Annotated in this window: 18 protein-coding genes and 6 pseudogenes; 7 read left to right on the forward strand and 17 right to left on the reverse strand. The window is 70.5% G+C overall.

Features of this window, described 5'->3' with window-relative positions; genetic code table 11:
* Positions 1-23 precede the first annotated feature (23 nt).
* From MTP03_RS03350 to MTP03_RS03370, 5 genes and pseudogenes are all read right to left on the reverse strand, one after another.
* Entirely contained in the window at positions 24-1,094 is a 1,071-nt protein-coding gene (locus tag MTP03_RS03350) for a zinc-binding dehydrogenase (protein ID WP_248490735.1), read from the reverse strand.
* Positions 1,094-1,630: a cupin domain-containing protein gene (locus tag MTP03_RS03355; protein WP_248490736.1), complete on the reverse strand. Its 537-nt coding sequence runs from the start codon at positions 1,628-1,630 to the stop codon at positions 1,094-1,096. The genes MTP03_RS03350 and MTP03_RS03355 overlap by 1 nt, the downstream gene beginning before the upstream one ends.
* Before the next feature lie 57 nt (positions 1,631-1,687).
* Positions 1,688-2,419: a hypothetical protein gene (locus MTP03_RS03360; protein WP_371820953.1), complete on the reverse strand. Its 732-nt coding sequence runs from the start codon at positions 2,417-2,419 to the stop codon at positions 1,688-1,690.
* A pseudogene (locus MTP03_RS23320) lies at positions 2,402-3,077 on the reverse strand (MmgE/PrpD family protein); the annotation flags it as partial. The pseudogene MTP03_RS23320 and the gene MTP03_RS03360, both read right to left, overlap by 18 nt.
* A gap of 20 nt (positions 3,078-3,097) precedes the next feature.
* Positions 3,098-4,576 (reverse strand): aldehyde dehydrogenase, encoded by a 1,479-nt coding sequence (locus tag MTP03_RS03370; RefSeq protein WP_248490738.1) that lies wholly within the window; start codon positions 4,574-4,576, stop codon positions 3,098-3,100.
* A gap of 333 nt (positions 4,577-4,909) precedes the next feature.
* Between MTP03_RS03370 and MTP03_RS03375 the strand changes: the two are divergent.
* From MTP03_RS03375 to MTP03_RS03380, 3 genes and pseudogenes are all read left to right on the forward strand, one after another.
* Positions 4,910-6,057 (forward strand): annotated as a pseudogene (locus MTP03_RS03375) (CaiB/BaiF CoA transferase family protein).
* Between the two features lie 74 nt (positions 6,058-6,131).
* Positions 6,132-6,239: pseudogene (locus MTP03_RS22565) on the forward strand (hypothetical protein); the annotation flags it as partial.
* 124 nt (positions 6,240-6,363) lie between these two features.
* Complete coding sequence (locus tag MTP03_RS03380; RefSeq protein ID WP_256465215.1) at positions 6,364-7,272, forward strand: CoA transferase; 909 nt, start codon at positions 6,364-6,366, stop codon at positions 7,270-7,272.
* On the opposite strand, the pseudogene MTP03_RS03385 reads toward MTP03_RS03380, so the two are convergent.
* The 3 genes and pseudogenes from MTP03_RS03385 to MTP03_RS03395 all read right to left on the reverse strand — a co-directional run bounded on the left by MTP03_RS03385 (position 7,260) and on the right by MTP03_RS03395 (position 9,796).
* Positions 7,260-8,892: pseudogene (locus MTP03_RS03385) on the reverse strand (dihydroxyacetone kinase family protein). The gene MTP03_RS03380 and the pseudogene MTP03_RS03385 sit on opposite strands and share 13 nt — an antisense overlap.
* A gap of 273 nt (positions 8,893-9,165) precedes the next feature.
* Positions 9,166-9,342, reverse strand: a pseudogene (locus tag MTP03_RS03390) (histidine phosphatase family protein); the annotation flags it as partial.
* A gap of 1 nt (position 9,343) precedes the next feature.
* Positions 9,344-9,796: a histidine phosphatase family protein gene (locus MTP03_RS03395; protein ID WP_248490739.1), complete on the reverse strand. Its 453-nt coding sequence runs from the start codon at positions 9,794-9,796 to the stop codon at positions 9,344-9,346.
* A 41-nt stretch (positions 9,797-9,837) separates the two neighbouring features.
* Here MTP03_RS03395 and MTP03_RS03400 point away from each other — a divergent pair, with 41 nt between their 5' ends.
* A complete protein-coding gene (locus MTP03_RS03400) occupies positions 9,838-10,047 on the forward strand; it encodes a hypothetical protein (RefSeq protein WP_248490740.1) in 210 nt (69 codons plus the stop codon).
* Positions 10,048-10,050: 3 nt separating this feature from the next.
* Positions 10,051-10,406, forward strand: a pseudogene (locus tag MTP03_RS03405) (RNA-binding S4 domain-containing protein).
* Here the strand turns inward: MTP03_RS03405 and MTP03_RS03410 are convergent.
* The 3 genes from MTP03_RS03410 to MTP03_RS03420 are packed head-to-tail and all read right to left on the reverse strand — an operon-like array spanning position 10,389 to position 11,127.
* Positions 10,389-10,577, reverse strand: coding sequence for a hypothetical protein (locus MTP03_RS03410; RefSeq protein WP_248490741.1), 189 nt, complete (start codon positions 10,575-10,577; stop codon positions 10,389-10,391). The pseudogene MTP03_RS03405 and the gene MTP03_RS03410 overlap by 18 nt on opposite strands.
* Before the next feature lie 5 nt (positions 10,578-10,582).
* On the reverse strand, positions 10,583-10,933 hold the full coding sequence (locus tag MTP03_RS03415; RefSeq protein ID WP_248490742.1) for a hypothetical protein: 351 nt from the start codon (positions 10,931-10,933) through the stop codon (positions 10,583-10,585).
* Positions 10,934-10,935: 2 nt separating this feature from the next.
* Complete coding sequence (locus MTP03_RS03420) at positions 10,936-11,127, reverse strand: hypothetical protein (protein ID WP_248490743.1); 192 nt, start codon at positions 11,125-11,127, stop codon at positions 10,936-10,938.
* Between the two features lie 395 nt (positions 11,128-11,522).
* Between MTP03_RS03420 and MTP03_RS03425 the strand changes: the two genes are divergently transcribed.
* Complete coding sequence (locus tag MTP03_RS03425) at positions 11,523-12,419, forward strand: CoA ester lyase (RefSeq protein ID WP_371820874.1); 897 nt, start codon at positions 11,523-11,525, stop codon at positions 12,417-12,419.
* A 67-nt stretch (positions 12,420-12,486) separates the two neighbouring features.
* Here MTP03_RS03425 and MTP03_RS03430 read toward each other — a convergent pair whose 3' ends face one another.
* A complete protein-coding gene (locus tag MTP03_RS03430; protein WP_248490744.1) occupies positions 12,487-13,179 on the reverse strand; it encodes a GntR family transcriptional regulator in 693 nt (230 codons plus the stop codon).
* A 90-nt stretch (positions 13,180-13,269) separates the two neighbouring features.
* Between MTP03_RS03430 and MTP03_RS03435 the strand changes: the two genes are divergently transcribed.
* Positions 13,270-13,800, forward strand: a complete 531-nt coding sequence (locus tag MTP03_RS03435; RefSeq protein WP_248490745.1) for a GNAT family N-acetyltransferase — start codon at positions 13,270-13,272, stop codon at positions 13,798-13,800.
* Here MTP03_RS03435 and MTP03_RS23325 read toward each other — a convergent pair.
* The 5 genes from MTP03_RS23325 to MTP03_RS03455 are packed head-to-tail and all read right to left on the reverse strand — an operon-like array spanning position 13,695 to position 16,953.
* A complete protein-coding gene (locus MTP03_RS23325; protein WP_371820875.1) occupies positions 13,695-14,015 on the reverse strand; it encodes a hypothetical protein in 321 nt (106 codons plus the stop codon). The genes MTP03_RS03435 and MTP03_RS23325 overlap by 106 nt on opposite strands.
* Positions 14,000-15,319, reverse strand: a complete 1,320-nt coding sequence (locus MTP03_RS03440) for an adenylate/guanylate cyclase domain-containing protein (RefSeq protein ID WP_371820876.1) — start codon at positions 15,317-15,319, stop codon at positions 14,000-14,002. The genes MTP03_RS23325 and MTP03_RS03440 overlap by 16 nt, the downstream gene beginning before the upstream one ends.
* A 20-nt stretch (positions 15,320-15,339) precedes the next feature.
* Positions 15,340-16,110: an enoyl-CoA hydratase gene (locus MTP03_RS03445; RefSeq protein ID WP_248490746.1), complete on the reverse strand. Its 771-nt coding sequence runs from the start codon at positions 16,108-16,110 to the stop codon at positions 15,340-15,342.
* A gap of 16 nt (positions 16,111-16,126) precedes the next feature.
* Positions 16,127-16,612, reverse strand: coding sequence for an SRPBCC family protein (locus tag MTP03_RS03450; RefSeq protein ID WP_248490747.1), 486 nt, complete (start codon positions 16,610-16,612; stop codon positions 16,127-16,129).
* Positions 16,609-16,953 (reverse strand): helix-turn-helix transcriptional regulator, encoded by a 345-nt coding sequence (locus MTP03_RS03455; protein ID WP_248492027.1) that lies wholly within the window; start codon positions 16,951-16,953, stop codon positions 16,609-16,611. The genes MTP03_RS03450 and MTP03_RS03455 overlap by 4 nt, the downstream gene beginning before the upstream one ends.
* Positions 16,954-17,030: the final 77 nt, after the last annotated feature.

A 17,030-nucleotide genomic window follows, 5' to 3' on the forward strand; every position in this document is an offset into this window, starting at 1 on the left:
ATGGTGCGAGAAGGGACTCGCGGTCAGAATTCGAAGACGGCCTTGCCGCGCGTCTGCTTGTCGAACTCGACGTACGCCTTGCCGGCGTCCTCGATGCTCCACCGGTCGCTGAAGACCGCGTCGACGTCGATGCCGTGGTTGGCGACGAACCGGGCGCACTCGCCCATTCCGACGTTGTTGAAGGTGTACGAGCCGATTACCGAGACCTGCTTGATCACCAGGTCGGGCGAGACGTCGAGGTCGATGTTGCCGCCCAGGCCCACCAGGACGATGCGGCCCCACGTGCCGAGGGCGCGCGTCGCGGCCTTGCGCGCCGCGGGGACGCCGGAGGTGTCGATCGCCGCGGAGGCACCGCGTCCCTTGGTGAGATCCTTGACCGCGTCGACGACGTCGACCTTGGTCGAGTCGAGCACGTAGTCGGCGCCCAGGCGTGCCGCCGTCGACAGCTTGTCCGCGGTGACGTCGGTGACGATCACCTTGCAGCCCAGCGCCTTCGTGAACTGGATGGCGGCCTGGCCGATCGGTCCGGCGCCGGCGATGAGCACGGTGTCGTGGCCCGTGATGTTGCCGCGCTTGATCGCACCGAACGCCGTGCCCGTGCCGCACGCGATCGCCGCGCCCGCCGAGAAGCTGATCGAATCCGGCAGGGTCACCAGCGTCTCCGCCGGCACGACGATGTACTCGGCGTGGCCGCCGTGCGCCGTGGCGCCGTAGATGGTGGCGCCCTGCACGCACAGCTGGGACCAGCCGGTGCGACAGGAATCGCAGTAACCGCAGCCCTTGTAGTGGAAGACCATCACGCGGTCGCCCACGCTCCAGGCGCGGGGATCCACGCCCGGGCCGAGCTCCTCGATCACGCCGCAGGGCTCGTGCCCGGCGACGATCTTCGGGACCTCGGTGATGCCCCGCTCCGAGAAGTCCTTGAAGCCCAGGGCCTTCAAGGCCTCCTCCGGGGGATCGCGGTAGAACTTCAGGTCGCTGCCGCACAGGCCGGACGCCTTGATCCGGACGACGACCTCGCCGGGACCCGGCGTGGGATCCGGGAAGTCGGTGACCTCCAGCTCGCGGTTGCCCTTGAAGTAGACGCCCCTCATCAGCGGGACGCCGAAACCATGCAGGCCAGCACGACGGCGGGCTGATCGGTCTTATTGCTCCAGATGTGCTTGATGCCGCGGTTGACGATCGTGTCGCCGGGCAGCATCTTCGTCTCGCCGGTCTCGGTCACGGCGTACAGCTCGCCCGAGAGCAGCGTGACGACGTCGACGGTGTCGGTCTCGTGCCAGAGGCCGCCCGCCTGACCCTCCTCGGCGCCGTCGTGGCTGTCGCCGCCGTGGAAGGCGTCCAGCGACTCGGCGTACGCCGCGGCGTCGAACTCGCTGTCGGGCGGGAAGCTCGCGATGCGGACGGTGAGACCGTTGGCCGGCGGGTCGATGACGGGCTGGTCGCCGAGGGTGTTCGGGGCGAGGATGTGGTTCGGGATCGAGTCGAACTGCCACAGCTCCATCACGGTGAATCCGGGAGTGGCGACGCGGACCTCGGTGTTACCGTCCGAGACGATCGTCGACTTGCCGTTGTCGTCGAGGCCCGTGACGATCAGGCGCGACTGTGCGTTGAGGTGTTCTCCGGGCATATCATTGACTCCTTGGTTGAGGGTGGTGCTTCGGTCGGATTTCGGTGAATCGATCGTTCAGCGGCGCAGCAGGGCTGCGAAGGCGGTGGCGGGGGTGTCGAGCGGGGCGCCCTTGATGGCCGCGAGCAGCTCGTCCGCGCGGGCGTCGCCGAGTTCCTCGGCGGCGAGGTCGCGATATTTGGCGTCGAGGTCGGCCTCGGACATCGGGTTATCGGCCGAGCCCACGGAATCCTCCACGAACAGGTGCTCGGTGGAACCGTCGGAGAAGGTGACGGTGATGTCGCCCACCATCTTCCGGCCGTAGTCCTTGTCGAGCTCCGGCTCCGGGCGGATGGTGATCCGCTGGGCGAACTCGGCGACCTCGCTCGACGGGCCGAGATCGAGCCGGCCGTCCAGGTAGGCCTTGTGCACCTGGTAACCGTTGCCGATCCCGAGTGCGGACAGCGAGAACTGGAAGGGGAGCGCGTACTGCAGCTGCTCGATCTTCTGCGGCGCCCACGCGCTCACGTTCTTGTTGCCCACGACCACGTCGCCCGAGGGCTGGATCGCCAGCTCCACCTTCTCGATCTCGCCCACGCGGCCCGAGAGGGTGCGCGCACCGTCGATGAACGCGTGGTTGTAGCCGCACGCGCAGTAGGGCTTGAACAGGGGGCCAGCGATCTCGAAGGGACGGTCCAGGGCGAACCGCTCGGTGTCGGCCGCGGTGAGTTCGCGCCGGACGAAGGTGTTGAAGAAGCCCTTGGCGCCCGAGAGGAACCTCGTCGGTCCGGTGATGCCCGCCGCCGCCATCTCCGCGGCCCGGATCCCGTTACGGGTGCCGATCCCGGAGTGGATCCGCTTGATCGAGCCGCCCGAGCTCGTGTACTCGGTGGTGCCCGAACTGTGGCTGAACGCGATGGACAGTGCGTGCAGCGTGGCCTCGGCGTCGTAGCCCTTCATCTTCGCGACGACGGCCGCAGCGCCGAAGGGAGAGCACCGCGTGCGGGTGGAAGCCGTTCTGTAGCAGCATAGGCGCGGCGAGGGTGCCGATCCGGGTGTAGATTTCGTAGCCGGCGACGATTCCGACGAGGACGTCCTCGATCGTCGCGCCGGTCTCCTCGCCGATCGCGATCGCAGCGGACACCACGGCGCTGCCGGGGTGGCTCAGCGAGGCGCTGTGCGCGTCGTCGTACTCGAAGCTGTGGCCGAACGTCGCGTTCACGAAAGCGGCGTCGGCGGCGCTGAACCTGTCGTCCGACGCGGTGACACTGGAGACGCCCGGGGCGTGCGAGGCGCGGGTCAGGTCCAGGATTGCCTGGCACCAGGGGAGCGAGCTGCAGCCCACCTGCAGCGCAAGCTGGTCCTCCATCAGGCGGCGGGTGCCGGCGAGGGCCTCCGCACTGATCGTCTCGAAAGTCAGGCCGGTGACGAAGGCGGCCGCGGCCTGCTCGATAGTGAGGTCTGTCATGGAAGTGGTTCTCCTCGAAGTCAGGACAGGCGGTCGTAGGTGGCGGCGGGGAGGCCGTAGGACTTGAGTTCGACGTAGGCGTCGAAGCCCTCGAGGCCGGCCTCGCGGCCGATGCCGCTGTTCTTGAAGCCGCCGATGGGCGCGGTGAAGCCGACGCCGTTGCCGTTCACCTCGACGGTGCCGGTGCGGATCTGCCGGGCGACGGCGAGCGCGTGCTCCGGGTCGGCGGCGAAGACCGAGCCGTTGAGCCCGTACTCGGAGTTGTTGGCGATCGCCACGGCCTCGGCCTCGGTGTCGAAGGTGTGCACCGTGAGCACCGGACCGAAGATCTCCTCCTGCGCGATCCGCGCGTTCGGATCGACGTCGGCGAAGATCGTGGGATTGACGAACCAGCCGCGGTCGAGCCCGTCGGGGACGCCGCGCCCGCCGACGAGGACCTTCGCCCCCGAGTCGACGCCGATGCCGATGTAGTCCTCGACGCGGGAACGGTGGTTCCGGCTCGCCATGGGGCCGATCTCGGTGGCGGGGTCGAACGGGTCGCCCACGGGCATCGATGCCATGAGGTCCACGAGGCGGTCGTAGAGCTCCTCGCGGCGCGAGTTCGCGACCACGATGCGGGTCTTGTTGGAGCAGACCTGTCCGCTGTTGCGCAGCGAGACGGCGCGGATGGCGGCGATGGCGGCGTCGAGGTCGGCATCGTCGAGCAGCACGGCCGCCGACTTGCCGCCCAGCTCGAGCGTGCACCGTCGCAGCGCCTCACCGCAGATCGCGCCGATCCGACGACCCGCACCGGTGGAGCCGGTGAAGGAGATCTTGTCGACGCCGTTGTGGCGTACCAGGTACTCACTGACCTCGCGCTGCGCCGGCACCACGTTCACGACGCCCGGCGGGAGGCCGATCTCGTCGAGCAGGTGCGCCAGGAAGTAGGCGTCGAGGGGCGTCTCGGGCGTGGGCTTGATGACCATCGTGCAGCCGGCGAGCAGCGCGGGCGCGAGCTTGATCATGGTGATCAGCAGCGGCGCGTTCCACGGGACGATCGCGCCGACGACACCGACCGGCTCGCGGGTGACCATCGCGTTGCCGGTCACCGACTGGCGGAAGTCCGTCCACGGGTACAGCGGTGCCAGATCCAGGAAGGCGTCCAGCAGGAGCCGGGGGCCGATCGACTGCATCTTCGTCGATATGGTGATCGGGGCGCCCATCTCCGAGGTGACCAGTGCGGCCGCGTCGGCTTCATGCTCGGCCAGTTTCGCGCTCAGCTTGCGCAGCAGCGCGATGCGGTCCTCTAGGGGCGTGCGGGGCCACGGACCGTGGTCGAACGCCTGCCGCGCGGCCGCGACCGCCTTGTCGACGTCGGCCTCGACGGCCTCGGGGACCGTCGCCACGACCTCCTCGGTGGCCGGGTTGATGACGTCGAACGTGCGGGTGCTCGACGGGCTCACCCACTCGCCGCCGATGTAGAGCCTGTCGTAGCGTGCCTGCCACCCTTGATCGCTCATCGGGCCTTCTCCTTCTGCCGGTTCGCGTGGTGCGGATCACGTTCTCCGTAGATCGAAACATGCAGGTGGGTCCATGTTTCGTCGTCCGGTGTGACCGCTGACACAGCAAACTATATTATATTTGCGCGACGAGCGGAACCCTTCGGTGTGAATCGGGACACAGACTCACCGGGTGTGCGGCAGGGGTTCCGCGCCACGGGTCGTCGTGCTACCGTATATAAAATATTTGTGATTCGGGTCACGCAAGGAGAGGCGATCATGCAGCACAAGCCGCTGGAAGGCATCCGCATCCTGGAGATCGGCGGATACATCGCGCTGCCGTACGGCACCTCGATGCTCTGCGCCCTCGGCGCCGAGGTGGTGAAGATCGAGAAGCCCGTCGTGGGTGAGGACTTCCGGCGGCACCTGAACGAGAAGAGTCCGTACTTCCGCCAGTACAACACCGGCAAGCGCAGCCTCGCGGTCGACCTGAAGTCGCAGGAGGGAGTCGATCTGGTCAAGGGCTTGATTCCGCACTTCGACGTGGTGCTCGAGAACCTGCGCCCCGGAAAGGTCGCTGCGATGGGGCTCGGCCTGGAGGACTGCCGTGCGCTGCGTGCCGACATCATCTACGGCTCCGTGACCGGATTCGGGTCGACGGGGCCTCTGGCCGACCGGCCGGCGTACGACACCATCGGCCACGCCTTCGGCGGCCTCTACTCCATCTTCGGCGACGAGGAAACCCCCAGCTGGCCGGCGGTCTGTCCGCCGACCTCATCACCGGCATGGCCACGTGTACCGGCGTGCTCGCTGCGATCGTCGGGCGGCAGAACACGGGGAAGTCGCAGTACGTGAAGACCTCGATCATGGAGGCGGTCAGCGTGCTCACCGCGGACTCGATGGCGCAGCTCTTCGAACTCGGCCACAACCCGACTCGCACCAGCCGGCACCCGCAGGCGCAGAACTTCTGCGTCAACACCGCTTCGGGCGAATCGATGGCGGTGCACCTGTCCTCGTCGCAGAAGTTCTGGGGCTCGCTGTGCAAGTCCATGGACCGGATGGACCTGCTCGAGGATCCGCGGTTCGGTGAGTACCGCCCGCGCGAGGCCAACTACTTCGAGCTGGTGCCCATCGTGGCCGCTGAGTTCCTCAAGCGGCCGTACGCCGAGTGGGAGGCGATCCTCACTGCCAACGACGTGCCCTTCGCGCCGGTCCTCACGATGAGCGGCTACCGCGAGCATCCGCAGGTCGAGCACCTCGGCATGTTCGAGCCCCAGGAAGACGGACTGCCGCTGGTCCGGCCGCCGTGGACCTTCGACGGCGAGCGACCCGACCGCGCCGGCACCGCGCCCCGCGTCGGCGGCGACAGCCGTGCCGTGGCCGCTGAGGTGCTCTCCGAGGACCAGATCGATGGTCTGATCGCCTCCGGCGTGCTGTTCGTCGACACCCCGGACGCCGCCCAGGCCGCTCCGGCGGCCGAGCGGGCGGACGCCACCGCGTGAGCGCCGGCAACAGCCCCCTCGACGGCCTGCGGGTCGTCGAGTTCGCGTCCTTCGTCGCGGGCCCGTCGGCGGGCATGACGCTCGCCCAGCTCGGCGCCGACGTGATCCGCGTCGATCCGCTCGGCGGCGGCCCCGACAACGGGCGCTGGCCCCTCTCGAAGGCGACCGGCGGCAGCCTGTACTGGAACTCACTCAACCGCGGCAAGCGGTCGGTCACCGTCGACGTGCGCAACCCGGAGGGCGGGAACTGGTCCTGGCCTTGGCCGCGGCGCCGGGCCCGACGCGGGCGTCCTCGTCGACAACCAGGTGGGCCGGCCCTGGCTGACCCACGCCGCCCTCGCCGAGCGCCGCCCCGACGCGATCCGCGTGCACATCGGCGGCCGCGCGGACGGCGGTCCCGCCGTCGACTACACCGTCAACTCCGAGGTCGGCGTCACCGACCTCACCGGCTCGGGCGAGAACCGCACACCCGTCAACCACGTCCTCCCGGCGTGGGACATCATCGCCGGCCAGGCCGCGACCACGGCGCTGCTCGCGGCGCTGCGCCGACGCGACCGCACCGGCGCGGGCTCCAACGTCGCGATCGCCCTGGAGGACATCGCCATCACAGGTATCGCGAACCTGGGCTGGCTCACCGAGGTGCGCGAGCGCGGCGACCGGCCGCGCCACGGCAACTTCATGTACGGCAGCTTCGGCGTGGACTTCGAGACCGCCGACGGCGGGCGCGTCATGATCGTCGCGCTCACGCCGCGCCAGTGGAAGGCGCTGCTCGCCGCGACCGGCACCGAGGCAGTGGTCGCCGCCATCGAGCAGGCAGTCGGGGAGGACTTCACCGACGAGGCCGCACGGTACGTGCACCGGCAGACGCTCGCCGCCGTCATGCGCCCCTGGTTCGCCGAACGCGATCTTCAGGCCGCAGGTGATGCGCTCACCGACGCCGGCGTGCTGTGGAGCCGCTACCGCCGGATGAGCGATCTGGTCGCGGACTTCGAGGCCGGGACCGCGTCGGGTGTGCTCGCGGAGGTCGATCAGCCGGGCATCGGCCCCGTCGTCTCCGCGCACAGCCCGATCCGCGAGTCCGGGAAGTACGGCACCACCGCGGCCGCGCCGGCCCTCGGGGCCGACACCGACGCGGTGCTCGCCGGCGTGCTCGGCCTATCGGCCGGCGAGATCGGCCGCCTGCACGACGCCGGGGTGCTCGCTCAGCGGGACTGAGCGGCGGCCTCGAACAGCCAGGACATCACCAGCGCACCGGGATCCGCCACGCCCTTGACCGCGTCGCCGAGGTAGCTGGCCCGGCCGCGCGAGGCGGCGCTGTCCGCCGTCGCCGCGACGCCCTGCGCCGCGGCGGCCGCGGCCGCCGCGAGGGAACCTCCGGCGTCGAGCACGTCGGCGGCGGGGGAGAGCGCGTCCACCACGGTCTTGTCGCCGACCCGCGCGCCGCCCAGCTCGACCACGGCGTCGAGCCCGGCGCGCACGCCGGCGGCGAAGCCGGCACCGTCGGGCTGCAGCGCCCTGCCGAGCTCGGTGAAGAACGTGCCGAACACGGCGCCGGACGTGCCGCCCGACCGCACCAGGTAGGAGGTGGCGATCGCGGTGAGGACCTCGGAGTCCCTGCCGCGCAACGGGAGCGGGAAGTGGCCGAGCGCGGCCGCCATGTTGGTGCCGAAGTCGCCGTCGCCGGCCCTGCGGTCGAGTTCGGTGAGCTCGTCGACGGACCGCTGCACCTTCCCGACGAAGTCCGACAGCCAGACGTTGGGCTCGCCGGTGTCCGCGGAGTCGTCGGCGCGCGCGTGGTCCAGGGGGTCGAGGTGCGACGGCGCCGTCGTCGCGGTGGGCCAGCCCGGCGCGGCGGTGGGCGCGTCCCAGAGGCGGATCAGCTCGTCGTCCAGCGGTATCACCGTGATCGAGGCGCCCGCCATGTCGAGCGCCGTCACGAATCGTCCTACCAGAGAACGGGTCACGTCGATGCCGCGCTCGGAGAGCTGCTTGACCGTCTCCGCGAACAGCACCCCGAGCTCCAGGTCGGTGACGGCGCCGAGGTTGTTGACCACCACGAGCGCGCGGTCGCCGGAGCCGAGGCCGGTGCCGGGCAGGATCCGCGCCAGCAGATCGGTGACGATCTCCTCGGCGGCGGTCACCGGGCGCTCCTCGCGGGCGCGCTCGCCGTGGATGCCGACGCCGAAAGCCATGTGCCCCGGGGCGAGTTCGAACGACGCGGCGTCCGCGCCGGGGACGTTGCAGCCCGACACCGACACGGCCATCGAGCGGGCGGTACCCGCGACCCGGCGGCCGAGCGCCGCGACGCCGGCCAGGTGACGTCCCTCGTCAGCCGCTGCGCCGCACAGCTTCTCGACCACGATCGTCGCTCCGGTGCCCCGGCGTCCCGGCCCGGCGGTGTCCTCCGTGGCCACGTCGTCGTCGACGAGCACGACGTCGGTCGCGACCGCCGGCCGGTCGCCGGCCCGAGCGCCCGCCAGCCGCCGCGCGACCGCGAAGTTCATCACGTCGCCCGTGTAGTTCTTCACGATGTGCAGGACGCCCGCGCCGGTGTCCACCGCACGGGTGGCGGCCTCGATCTGAACGGCGTTGGGAGGTGAAGATCAGGCCCGGGCATGCCGCGTCGAGCATGCCGGCCCCGACGAGCCCGGCGTGCATCGGTTCGTGGCCGGAGCCGCCGCCGGAGACCAGGGCCACCCCGGAGGTGCGCGGGGTCCGGCGGGCGACGAAGCCCCCGGGGTTCCACACCGCGTCGGGGTGGGCGGCGAGGAGACCGCGGAGGCCGTCGGTGAACAGGGCCTGCGCGGAGTTCTCGAAGCGGGGCCGGATCGTCACGCGCTCCACGTTAGCGGGGATGTGCAGTTCCGCGTGCCCGTCCTCGACCACCGCGAAGGCCGAGGTCGGGAACTTGCCCAGCGTGAAGGTGGCGTCGAGGATCTGCGCGGCTTCGGCCAGGCCCGGATCGTGCCCGACGACGAGCACCGTGCGGGCATCGCCTCCGTGCCGCTCGACGATCGCGAGGATCTCCACGCCGCTCGCGCCGTAGAGGTCCTTCACCAGTTCGACCGGCGCCTCCACCGCAGCCTGCTCCAGGGTGGCCCGTGCCCGTTCCGCGGTCGAGCACAGGACGAGGTCCACCTCGTATCCGTAGCGGCGGATCGCCTTGCCCGCCAGGCCCGCCTGCCGGATCCCGCGGGGCGCGAGCGGCCGGTCGTGATCCCTCACCTTGTCCGGGTAGGCGGACTTTCCGTGCCGCAGCAGGATCAGGGTGTCCATATCGGGCATCCTACGGGGTGAACCAGGATCGCAGCCGCCCCGATCCGGGCGCGGCCGGCCCGTCGTCCAGGTCGAACAGCACGACGGTGCCGGGCGCGAACCCCGGCAGCTCGGCCGCCGGATCGAGCTGTGCGGCCGCGTCGGGAAGGCCGGGGAAGTGCGCGACCACCAGGAGGACCGGCACGTCGCCGGGCAGCCCGTTGATCTCGTCGAGGATCGTGCGTCCGGGGCACTCGTAGAGCTCCTCGGTGGCGGTCATCGGGCAGCGCAGCCCGGTCGCGTGGAAGGTCTCGACGGTGCGCCGCGCCGCCGAGACGAGCGCGTGCGTGGGCGCGAGATCCTGCTCGAGCAGCCAGCCGGCCGAGCGCAGGGCCTGCTCGCGGCCGGTCTCCGTGATCGGGCGGGCCTCGTCGGGGATCGACATGCCCGCCTCGCCGTGTCGCATGAGTGCCAGCACCGTCATGGTTCCGATCTTGCCCTGTCCGGGATGCGTACATTGGTGTCATGGCTGGAAAAGAGCTCGATCCCGCGCGCAAGAAGGCCGCGCTGGACGTCGTGAAGCAGCACCCGGGAATGGTCGCCGCGATGGCCGCCCCGGCGGTCGTGGTCGTCGCGGTGGGCTTCTTCATCAGCACGGGCCTCGGTTTCCTGCTGCTGGTGGCCTTCGGTGTGCTCGGCGCCGTCGGGTATTCCCGGCTGATGCGTCGGCGCTGAGCCGTGCGGGTCGACGCCTGGCTGTGGGCGGTGCGGCTGACCAAGACGCGGTCGGCCGCGGCCACCGCATGCCGCGGCGGGCACGTGCGGGTCAACGGCGCCACCGCCAAGCCGGCGCAGCACATCGTTCCGGGCGACGAGGTGCGGCTGCGGCTCGCGGGCCGGGAACGGATCGTCGAGGTGGTGTCGTTGATCCCCAAGCGGGTCGGCGCACCCGTGGCCGCCACGTGCTACATCGACAACAGCCCGCCGCCCCGCCGCGCGAGATCGTCATGTCCATGCCGCAGCGCGACCGCGGCGCCGGGCGCCCCACGAAGCGCGAGCGCCGCGAAACCGATCGGCTACTCGGGCGCGAATGACGCCGCATCGATGATCCGCTCGAACCACAGTTCCTGTGCCCCGAACATTCCTGCGTCGGCGCCGAAGTACCGGCGGATCACCGCTTCGATCTGCTGCTCGCGGGTGTACCCGAGGAGTCGGCACAGCCTGGCCGCATCGCGAAGGTCGCCCTCCGAGAGGCGAGTGGACATCGCCTTCATCGCGAGGATGTACTCGGTGAGGCGATCTCGATGCTGAGCAGGTCCGATACGGCGGGTGACGGGATGGTCGTCGGGGTGCGGCGGCATGTGTGCCTGGGTGACTCCGTCGGACAGCCAGTTCGAGGGAGTCCTCGCTCAGTCGCGACGGTGTGTGCGGCGTCGAGAACCTCGTCCCGTGGGCGCAGGACACCGTCGAGGTCGCCGGTGGACCGCCCCGCATTGTAGGCGAGGGCCATCGCCGCGCCGCCCACCAGGAAGATCCGCCCCTCGATGCCGCGCCGTCGAAGCTCCGCCTCGAGTGCACCGAGCAGCTCTTCGATCTGCGCAGCGGTCAGTGACAGGGCCACGGTCAGACTCCTTCGAGGTTGCCGGCCGCGAGGATCACATTGCGCTCGCGCAGGGCCGCGGGAGTGCGCAGCATCTCGAGCAGGCGGTACCTCGGTGGCACGCCGAGCGGGTCGAACAGGTCCGTGCATCGGCGTCCCGGCTCGGAGCACCAGTCGAGGACGCCGGCCGAGACGCGGCCCGCGCCGGTGAACACCGCTGCGCCCGCGAGGACCGCATCCCAGCCCGCCAGGCCGGTCGCGGGAGGCCCGCGGTGGAAGGCGTCCAGGGCGGGGCCGTCGCCGAGGAGCGTGCCTGCAGCACTGATTCGCGGAGTACCCGGACGGCGAGGGACGGGTCACTGCGGAGCGCCTGATCCGTGCGCAGGGCGTCGGCGAGGGCTGCGTAGGACACGAGACCGCGGGGGATCCTACCTGCATCGGCGGATAGTGCAGCTTCCACGTCGAACTCCTCTCCGTCCACTTCACTCTACTTTCGGCGCGGGCGCGACGGGAGTCGACGGCGACTCTGCGACCGTCAATCCCTTGTGCATATAATATATTCAATGCTAGCGTCTGAGGTCACACGCAGGACCGTCAAGGGAGCAGCCACATGTCCATGAAGCCGTACCGTTCCATGCTCTTCGTCCCGGGCCACAAGTCGGCCTGGGCGGACAAGGGGATCGCGTCGGGCGCCGACGCGATCATCCTCGACCTCGAGGACTCGGTACCTCCCGCGGAGAAGGTCGAGGCGCGCGTGACGGTGGCGGGCACGATCGACCGGCTCGCGGGCGAGGGGATCCGCCCCGACCTGTGGGTGCGCTGCAATCCCGACGAGACGGGCCTGCTGAACGGCGACCTCGAAGCCGTCATCCGACCGGGCCTGACCGGACTGTTCCTGGCCAAGGTCTACAACGCCGCCGATATCGCCGCGCTCGATGCGATCATCACCCACATCGAGCGTCGCGACGGCGAGATCGGCAAGATCCAGCTGCTCGTCTCGTACGAGACGCCCACCTCGATGGCGCAGTGCGAGGAGATCGCCGCCGCCAGCCCGCGCGTCGCGTCCCTGCTCGGCGCCACGGGCCCGGACGCCGATGCCGGCCGCTCGCTGGGGATCGAGTTCACCCCCGAGGGGCTCGAGACCCTGTACCTGCGCAGCCGCCTCGTGTTGGCCGCGGCTTCCAACGGTTTGAGTCATCCCGTGGTGGGCGTGTGGCAGGACATCAAGAACCTCGACGGCCTGCGCACGTTTTGCCTCGACAACCGCCGCCTCGGCTACCGCGGCCTCGTCGTGATCCACCCGTCACACGTGGCGGTGGCGCACGAGGTGTTCACTCCCGACGAGGAGACCGTGGCCTACTACCGTCGGCTGCTCGCCGCGTACCACGAGGCGGAGGCCGCGGGGAGCTCGGCCGCGACCTTCGAGGAGCAGCACATCGACATCGCGCACGTGAAGACCGCGGAGGGCGTCATCGCGCTCGCGGACTCGGTGGCGGCCAACGCCTGAGCCGCGTCACCCCGGCGCCGACAACGGCGCCGCCAGAGACCGGGCCGGGCTCCGGCGAGTCGAGACGTCAGGACTCGACCCAGAGCCCGGCCTGTTCCAACAGCGCGATCACGTGATCTGCGCTGTCCACGAGGTGCGCCTCCATGAGCTTGCGGACCTTGCGCGAGTCGCGCGCCTTGAGCGCGTCGAGGATCTCGATGTGCTGCAGCCGCGTCGCCTCGACGTGCGCCTCCAGCGACGCGTAGAACTGGTTCGGCAGATGCTTGACCACGCCGGCCAGCAGCCGCGCCAGCCGATCCGAATCGGCCGCGAGGTTGATCTCGCGGTGGAAGGCGTGCCCCAGATCGCCGACGGCCTGGGTGTCGCCCGCTGCGGCGGCCGCCATCGTCCGCTCGTTGATCTGCGCGAGCCGGTCCAGGAGCTCCGGCGTCGCAGCCTTGGCGGCGCGGGCCGCGAGCTCCCCGGCCAGCTGCCCCTGCGCCCAGAACAGGTCGCGCACGTCCTGCCGGGTGAACTCGGCCACCTGGAAACCACGTCGGGGGACCAGTGTCACGAAGCCCTCGCTGCGCAGCGTCAGCAGGCCCTCCCGGACGGGCGTGATCGAGACCCCGATCGCCTCCGCGATGGGCTCCATCCGCAGGAATTCGCCCGGGCGCATGTTGCCGGACATGATCTGCTCGCGGACGTAACCCGCGACCTCCTCCGGCAGCTGGCGACGCTTGGTGCGCCCGCGTACGGGCAGGTCGTCCGTCCTAGCCACAACAGCGCTCCTCGTCTTTCGAAACCACAAACTTAAAACACAATATCCGGCCCGGGGCTCGTCCGTGCGGAGGCGACTACCGTGGGCGCCATGAAGTCGTCATCCGTCCGGCGGGCCCACCCCGAGGAAGCGGGCCCCGTGGCGGCCCTCGCCGCGCGCACATTCCCCCTCGCGTGCCCGCCGACGCTGGCCGGCGAGCACGTCGCGGACTTCATCGCGACGCACCTGTCCGAGGCCGAGTTCGACCGGCACCTGGCCGATCCCGCGCACCGGGTGTTCCTGGTCGACGGCGCGGACGGCCCCGTCGGCTACGCCCTGGTGTTGCACGGCCCGCACGACGAGGGGCCGCAGGCGCTGCGCGGCGCACCGTCGGCCTACCTGTCCAAGCTGTACGTGGACCCGGACCACCACGGCGGCGCGGTCGCGCGCGCACTGCTGGACGCGGTGCGCGCGGACGCCGCGGGCCTGCCGGTGTGGCTCGGCGTGAACGCCGACAACGCCCGGGCGAAGCGCTTCTACGCGAAGTCGGGGTTCGTCGTGGCGGGGGTGCGGGAGTTCACCGTCGGCGGCACGACCTTCGTCGACGACGTGCTGGTGCTCGGCGCCGCCACGGGCGCGTAGAGCCGGGTGATCTCGTTGCGGCCGCGCAGGTCCTGTTCGTCGGTGAACCGCCAGTGCTGGGACTCGGCCTCGCGGGCGCCCATGACCGCGGGCTCGGACGCGACGGGCAGGGAGGTGTCGCGCTTGGCGACCTCGGACAGCCGCGCGGATTCGTTGACCGGATCGCCGATCACCGTGAACTCGTAGCGCTCGATCGCGCCTACGTTGCCCGCCACCACCACGCCGTACGAGACGCCGATTCCGGCGGCGAGGTCCGGGACCGCGGCGGGCAGCCGGTCCGCGATCTGCCGTGCCGCGCGCAGCGCCCGCCCGCGGGGTCGGGGTGGGGGAGCGGGGCGCCGAACACGGCGAGCACCGCGTCGCCCTCGAACTTGTTGACCAGGCCGTCGTTCTCCTCCACTGCGGTCACGATCACCTCGAAGAACCGGTTGAGCAGCGCGACGACCTCGGTGGCGGGGCGCTGCCGGGCGATGGTGGTGGACCCGACGACGTCGACGAACAGCACGCCGACCACCTGCTCCGAGCCGCCCAGCTGTACGCCCCAGCCGAGCGCCTGCTCCGCGACGTCGCGGCCGACGTGCCGGCCGAACAGGTCGCGCAGCCGCTCGCGCTCCGCCAGGCCCGTGGTCATCTCGTTGAACCCGGCCTGCAACTCGCCCATGTCGGAACCGTCGAAGATGCGCACGGCCACGTCGGTCTCGCCGTCGCGGACCCGGCGGAGGGCGCCGCCGAGTACCCGCAGCGGCGCGACCAGGGTGTCGGTGTTCAGCAGCGTCAGCAGCGGCCCGGTGAGCAGCGCGATCGCCGCCAGTGCGGTGACCGCGACGAACATGTCGAGCTTCGTGGTGTCGGGACGGAAGGTGCCCATCAGCATCACCAGGAACATGCCGAGGATCGGCACGCCGGAGCCGATGGCCCACGCCGTCGCCGCCCGCATCCGCAGCCGCCCCTTGCGGGGCGCGCGGTAGCCGGCCTCGAGTGCCTGCGCCGCGGCGGGGCGCAGCGCGAACTCCGTGATCTGGTACGAGATCGCGCACACGACCACGCCGGACAGCCCTGTGACCAGCGCCATCTTGGAGATGAGATCGGTGTTGATCGTGCCGTAACCCACCGCCATGACGACGGTGCCCACCGCCCACAGGACCGCCTGCAGGAAAGTGAGCCGCCACGGCCCGCTGAGCGCGGCCTGCGCCTCGGCCGCGTTCGGCTCCTCCCGGCGGATCGACCAGCGCAGCGACCGGACCAGGCGGATCGTTCCGATCGTCGTGCCCACGAGGAACGCGATCCCGATGTACAGCGGGACCACCAGGTAGTTCATCCACCAGGCGTCCCACGGGATCGGGGGCGCCGGAATCCCGACGGTGGCGAGCGCGATCGCCAGGCCCACGCCGATCAGGTTGGCCACGATCACGCCGATGGTGATCACCAGCTGGACTCGGACTCGGGTCAGGCGCGAACTGTCGTCGGCGGATCCCAGCAGGATCGACCCGTAGTCGGCGCGCAGCCCCGGCAACTTCATGCTGTTAAGTTACCGGGTCGTCACTGCCAGACGGGGGCGCGTTTGTCGAGGAACGCCGACATCCCCTCCTGCGCGTCCGGGATCATCGCGTTGGTCGCCATCACCTCGGACATCGCGGCGTACGCGTCGGGCTCCGTCCGGTCGATCTGGTCGTAGAAGGCGCGCTTGCCGATGGCGAGCGTCGCGCGGCTGGACGCGGCGATGCGCTGAGCGAGGTCCGTGACGGTCGCGTCGAGCTGGTCGGCGGGGACGGCCGCGTTGATCAGACCCCAGTCGACCGCGGTCTCGGCGTTGATCATCTCGCCCGTGAGCAGCATCTGCATGGCGCGCTTGCGGCCGACGGCGCGGGAGAGGATCATCGGCGTCGAGCAGAACAGGCCGATCTTCACGCCCGGCGTCGAGAACCGCGCGTCGGCCGCCGCGATCGCCAGGTCGCAGGTCGCGACCAGTTGGCAGCCGGCCGCCAGCGCCATGCCCTGGACCTGGGCGATCACGGGCTGTCGCGCGCGGTGCACCGCCGCCATGAGATCGGTGCAGGCGGCGAAGATCTCGCGCTCCTCGTCGAGGGTGCGGCCGACCATCTCGCTCAGGTCGTGCCCCGCCGAGAACGCCAGCCCCTCGGCGCGGATCACGATGACCCGCACCGCGGGGTCGGCGTCGAAGCTCTCGAGCGCGGCGGTGGCCGCCCGCATCGTGGCGAGCGAGAGGGGATTGCGTCGCCGGGCGGCGCCGAGGGTGAGCACCCCCAGGCCGTCGGCGACGTGCGTGCGGATCGGTGCGACGTCGGTCATACCTCGACGGTAACGACTACACCTCGCCGTTCGCGAGGAGTTCGTCGAGCTTGGCGTAGCCGTCGTTGATGCCGGTCTCCATCCCGCTGGCCAGCATCCCGTCGCGACTGGAGAAGCTGTCCAGCAGCGAGGTCGAGTGCATCCGCGTGCGGCCGTCGCCGAGGTCCTCGAAGGTCATGGTCTCGAGCGAGACGGAGTCCGGCCAGCCGTCGAAGGTGAAGGTCTGCACGATCCGGTCCTCCCGAACGTCGTGGAAACTGCCGTGGAACGAGTAGCGCTCGTCGCCGCGGGTGTTGTGGTACGCCCAGCTGCCGCCGGTGCGCGCGTCCCAGTGCACGATCTCGGTGTCGATGTCCGACGGTCCCACCCAGCGCGCGTAGAGCTCGGGGTCGGTGTGGGCGCGGAACAACTGCGCCGGCGTGGCCTGGAAGTCGCGGGTGATGGTGATGCTGGGAAGGGTGGCGGAGGCCTCGATGGTGGCCTCGGCATGGGTGTCGGTCATGATGCTGCTCCTTCGTCGGTGGTGGGGTTCTCTTCTGCGTTCATCTCGGCGAGCACCGCGTCGAGGCGCTGGTAGCGCTGTTCGGCGCGGCGGCGGTACCGCTCGATCCACCCGTTCATGAGGTCGAAGACCTCGGCCTCGAGGTGGGCCGGGCGGGCCTGGGCCCGCTTGGTCCTGCTGATCAGGCCCGCGTTCTGCAGCACCGCGAGGTGCTTGGACACGGCCTGGATGCTCACGTCGTAGCGCTCCGCGATCTCCGTGAGCGTGGCGTCGCCGTCCGCGAGACGGGCGACGATGTCGCGGCGCGTGGGGTCCGCCAGTGCGGCGAACGCCTTGGACAGGTCGTCGGCGTCGTCGTTCGTGGTCCACCTCCTCGTTGTTCAACCGTTCTGTTGAATACGACGGTACGCCGTGCGCG

The organism is Tsukamurella sp. PLM1 (assembly GCF_023168325.1).
GTDB lineage: Bacteria > Actinomycetota > Actinomycetes > Mycobacteriales > Mycobacteriaceae > Tsukamurella.

Coding starts and splice junctions, on each gene's coding strand:
- MTP03_RS03440 (WP_371820876.1), bottom strand. CDS start 15,319: ATGAAGTTGCCGGGGCTGCGCGCCGACTACGGGTCGATCCTGCTGGGA.
- MTP03_RS03355 (WP_248490736.1), bottom strand. CDS start 1,630: ATGCCCGGAGAACACCTCAACGCACAGTCGCGCCTGATCGTCACGGGC.
- MTP03_RS03450 (WP_248490747.1), bottom strand. CDS start 16,612: ATGACCGACACCCATGCCGAGGCCACCATCGAGGCCTCCGCCACCCTT.
- MTP03_RS03400 (WP_248490740.1), top strand. CDS start 9,838: ATGGCTGGAAAAGAGCTCGATCCCGCGCGCAAGAAGGCCGCGCTGGAC.
- MTP03_RS03445 (WP_248490746.1), bottom strand. CDS start 16,110: ATGACCGACGTCGCACCGATCCGCACGCACGTCGCCGACGGCCTGGGG.
- MTP03_RS03435 (WP_248490745.1), top strand. CDS start 13,270: ATGAAGTCGTCATCCGTCCGGCGGGCCCACCCCGAGGAAGCGGGCCCC.
- MTP03_RS03410 (WP_248490741.1), bottom strand. CDS start 10,577: ATGTCCACTCGCCTCTCGGAGGGCGACCTTCGCGATGCGGCCAGGCTG.
- MTP03_RS03395 (WP_248490739.1), bottom strand. CDS start 9,796: ATGACGGTGCTGGCACTCATGCGACACGGCGAGGCGGGCATGTCGATC.
- MTP03_RS03425 (WP_371820874.1), top strand. CDS start 11,523: ATGTCCATGAAGCCGTACCGTTCCATGCTCTTCGTCCCGGGCCACAAG.
- MTP03_RS03350 (WP_248490735.1), bottom strand. CDS start 1,094: ATGAGGGGCGTCTACTTCAAGGGCAACCGCGAGCTGGAGGTCACCGAC.
- MTP03_RS03370 (WP_248490738.1), bottom strand. CDS start 4,576: ATGAGCGATCAAGGGTGGCAGGCACGCTACGACAGGCTCTACATCGGC.
- MTP03_RS03360 (WP_371820953.1), bottom strand. CDS start 2,419: ATGGCGGCGGCGGGCATCACCGGACCGACGAGGTTCCTCTCGGGCGCC.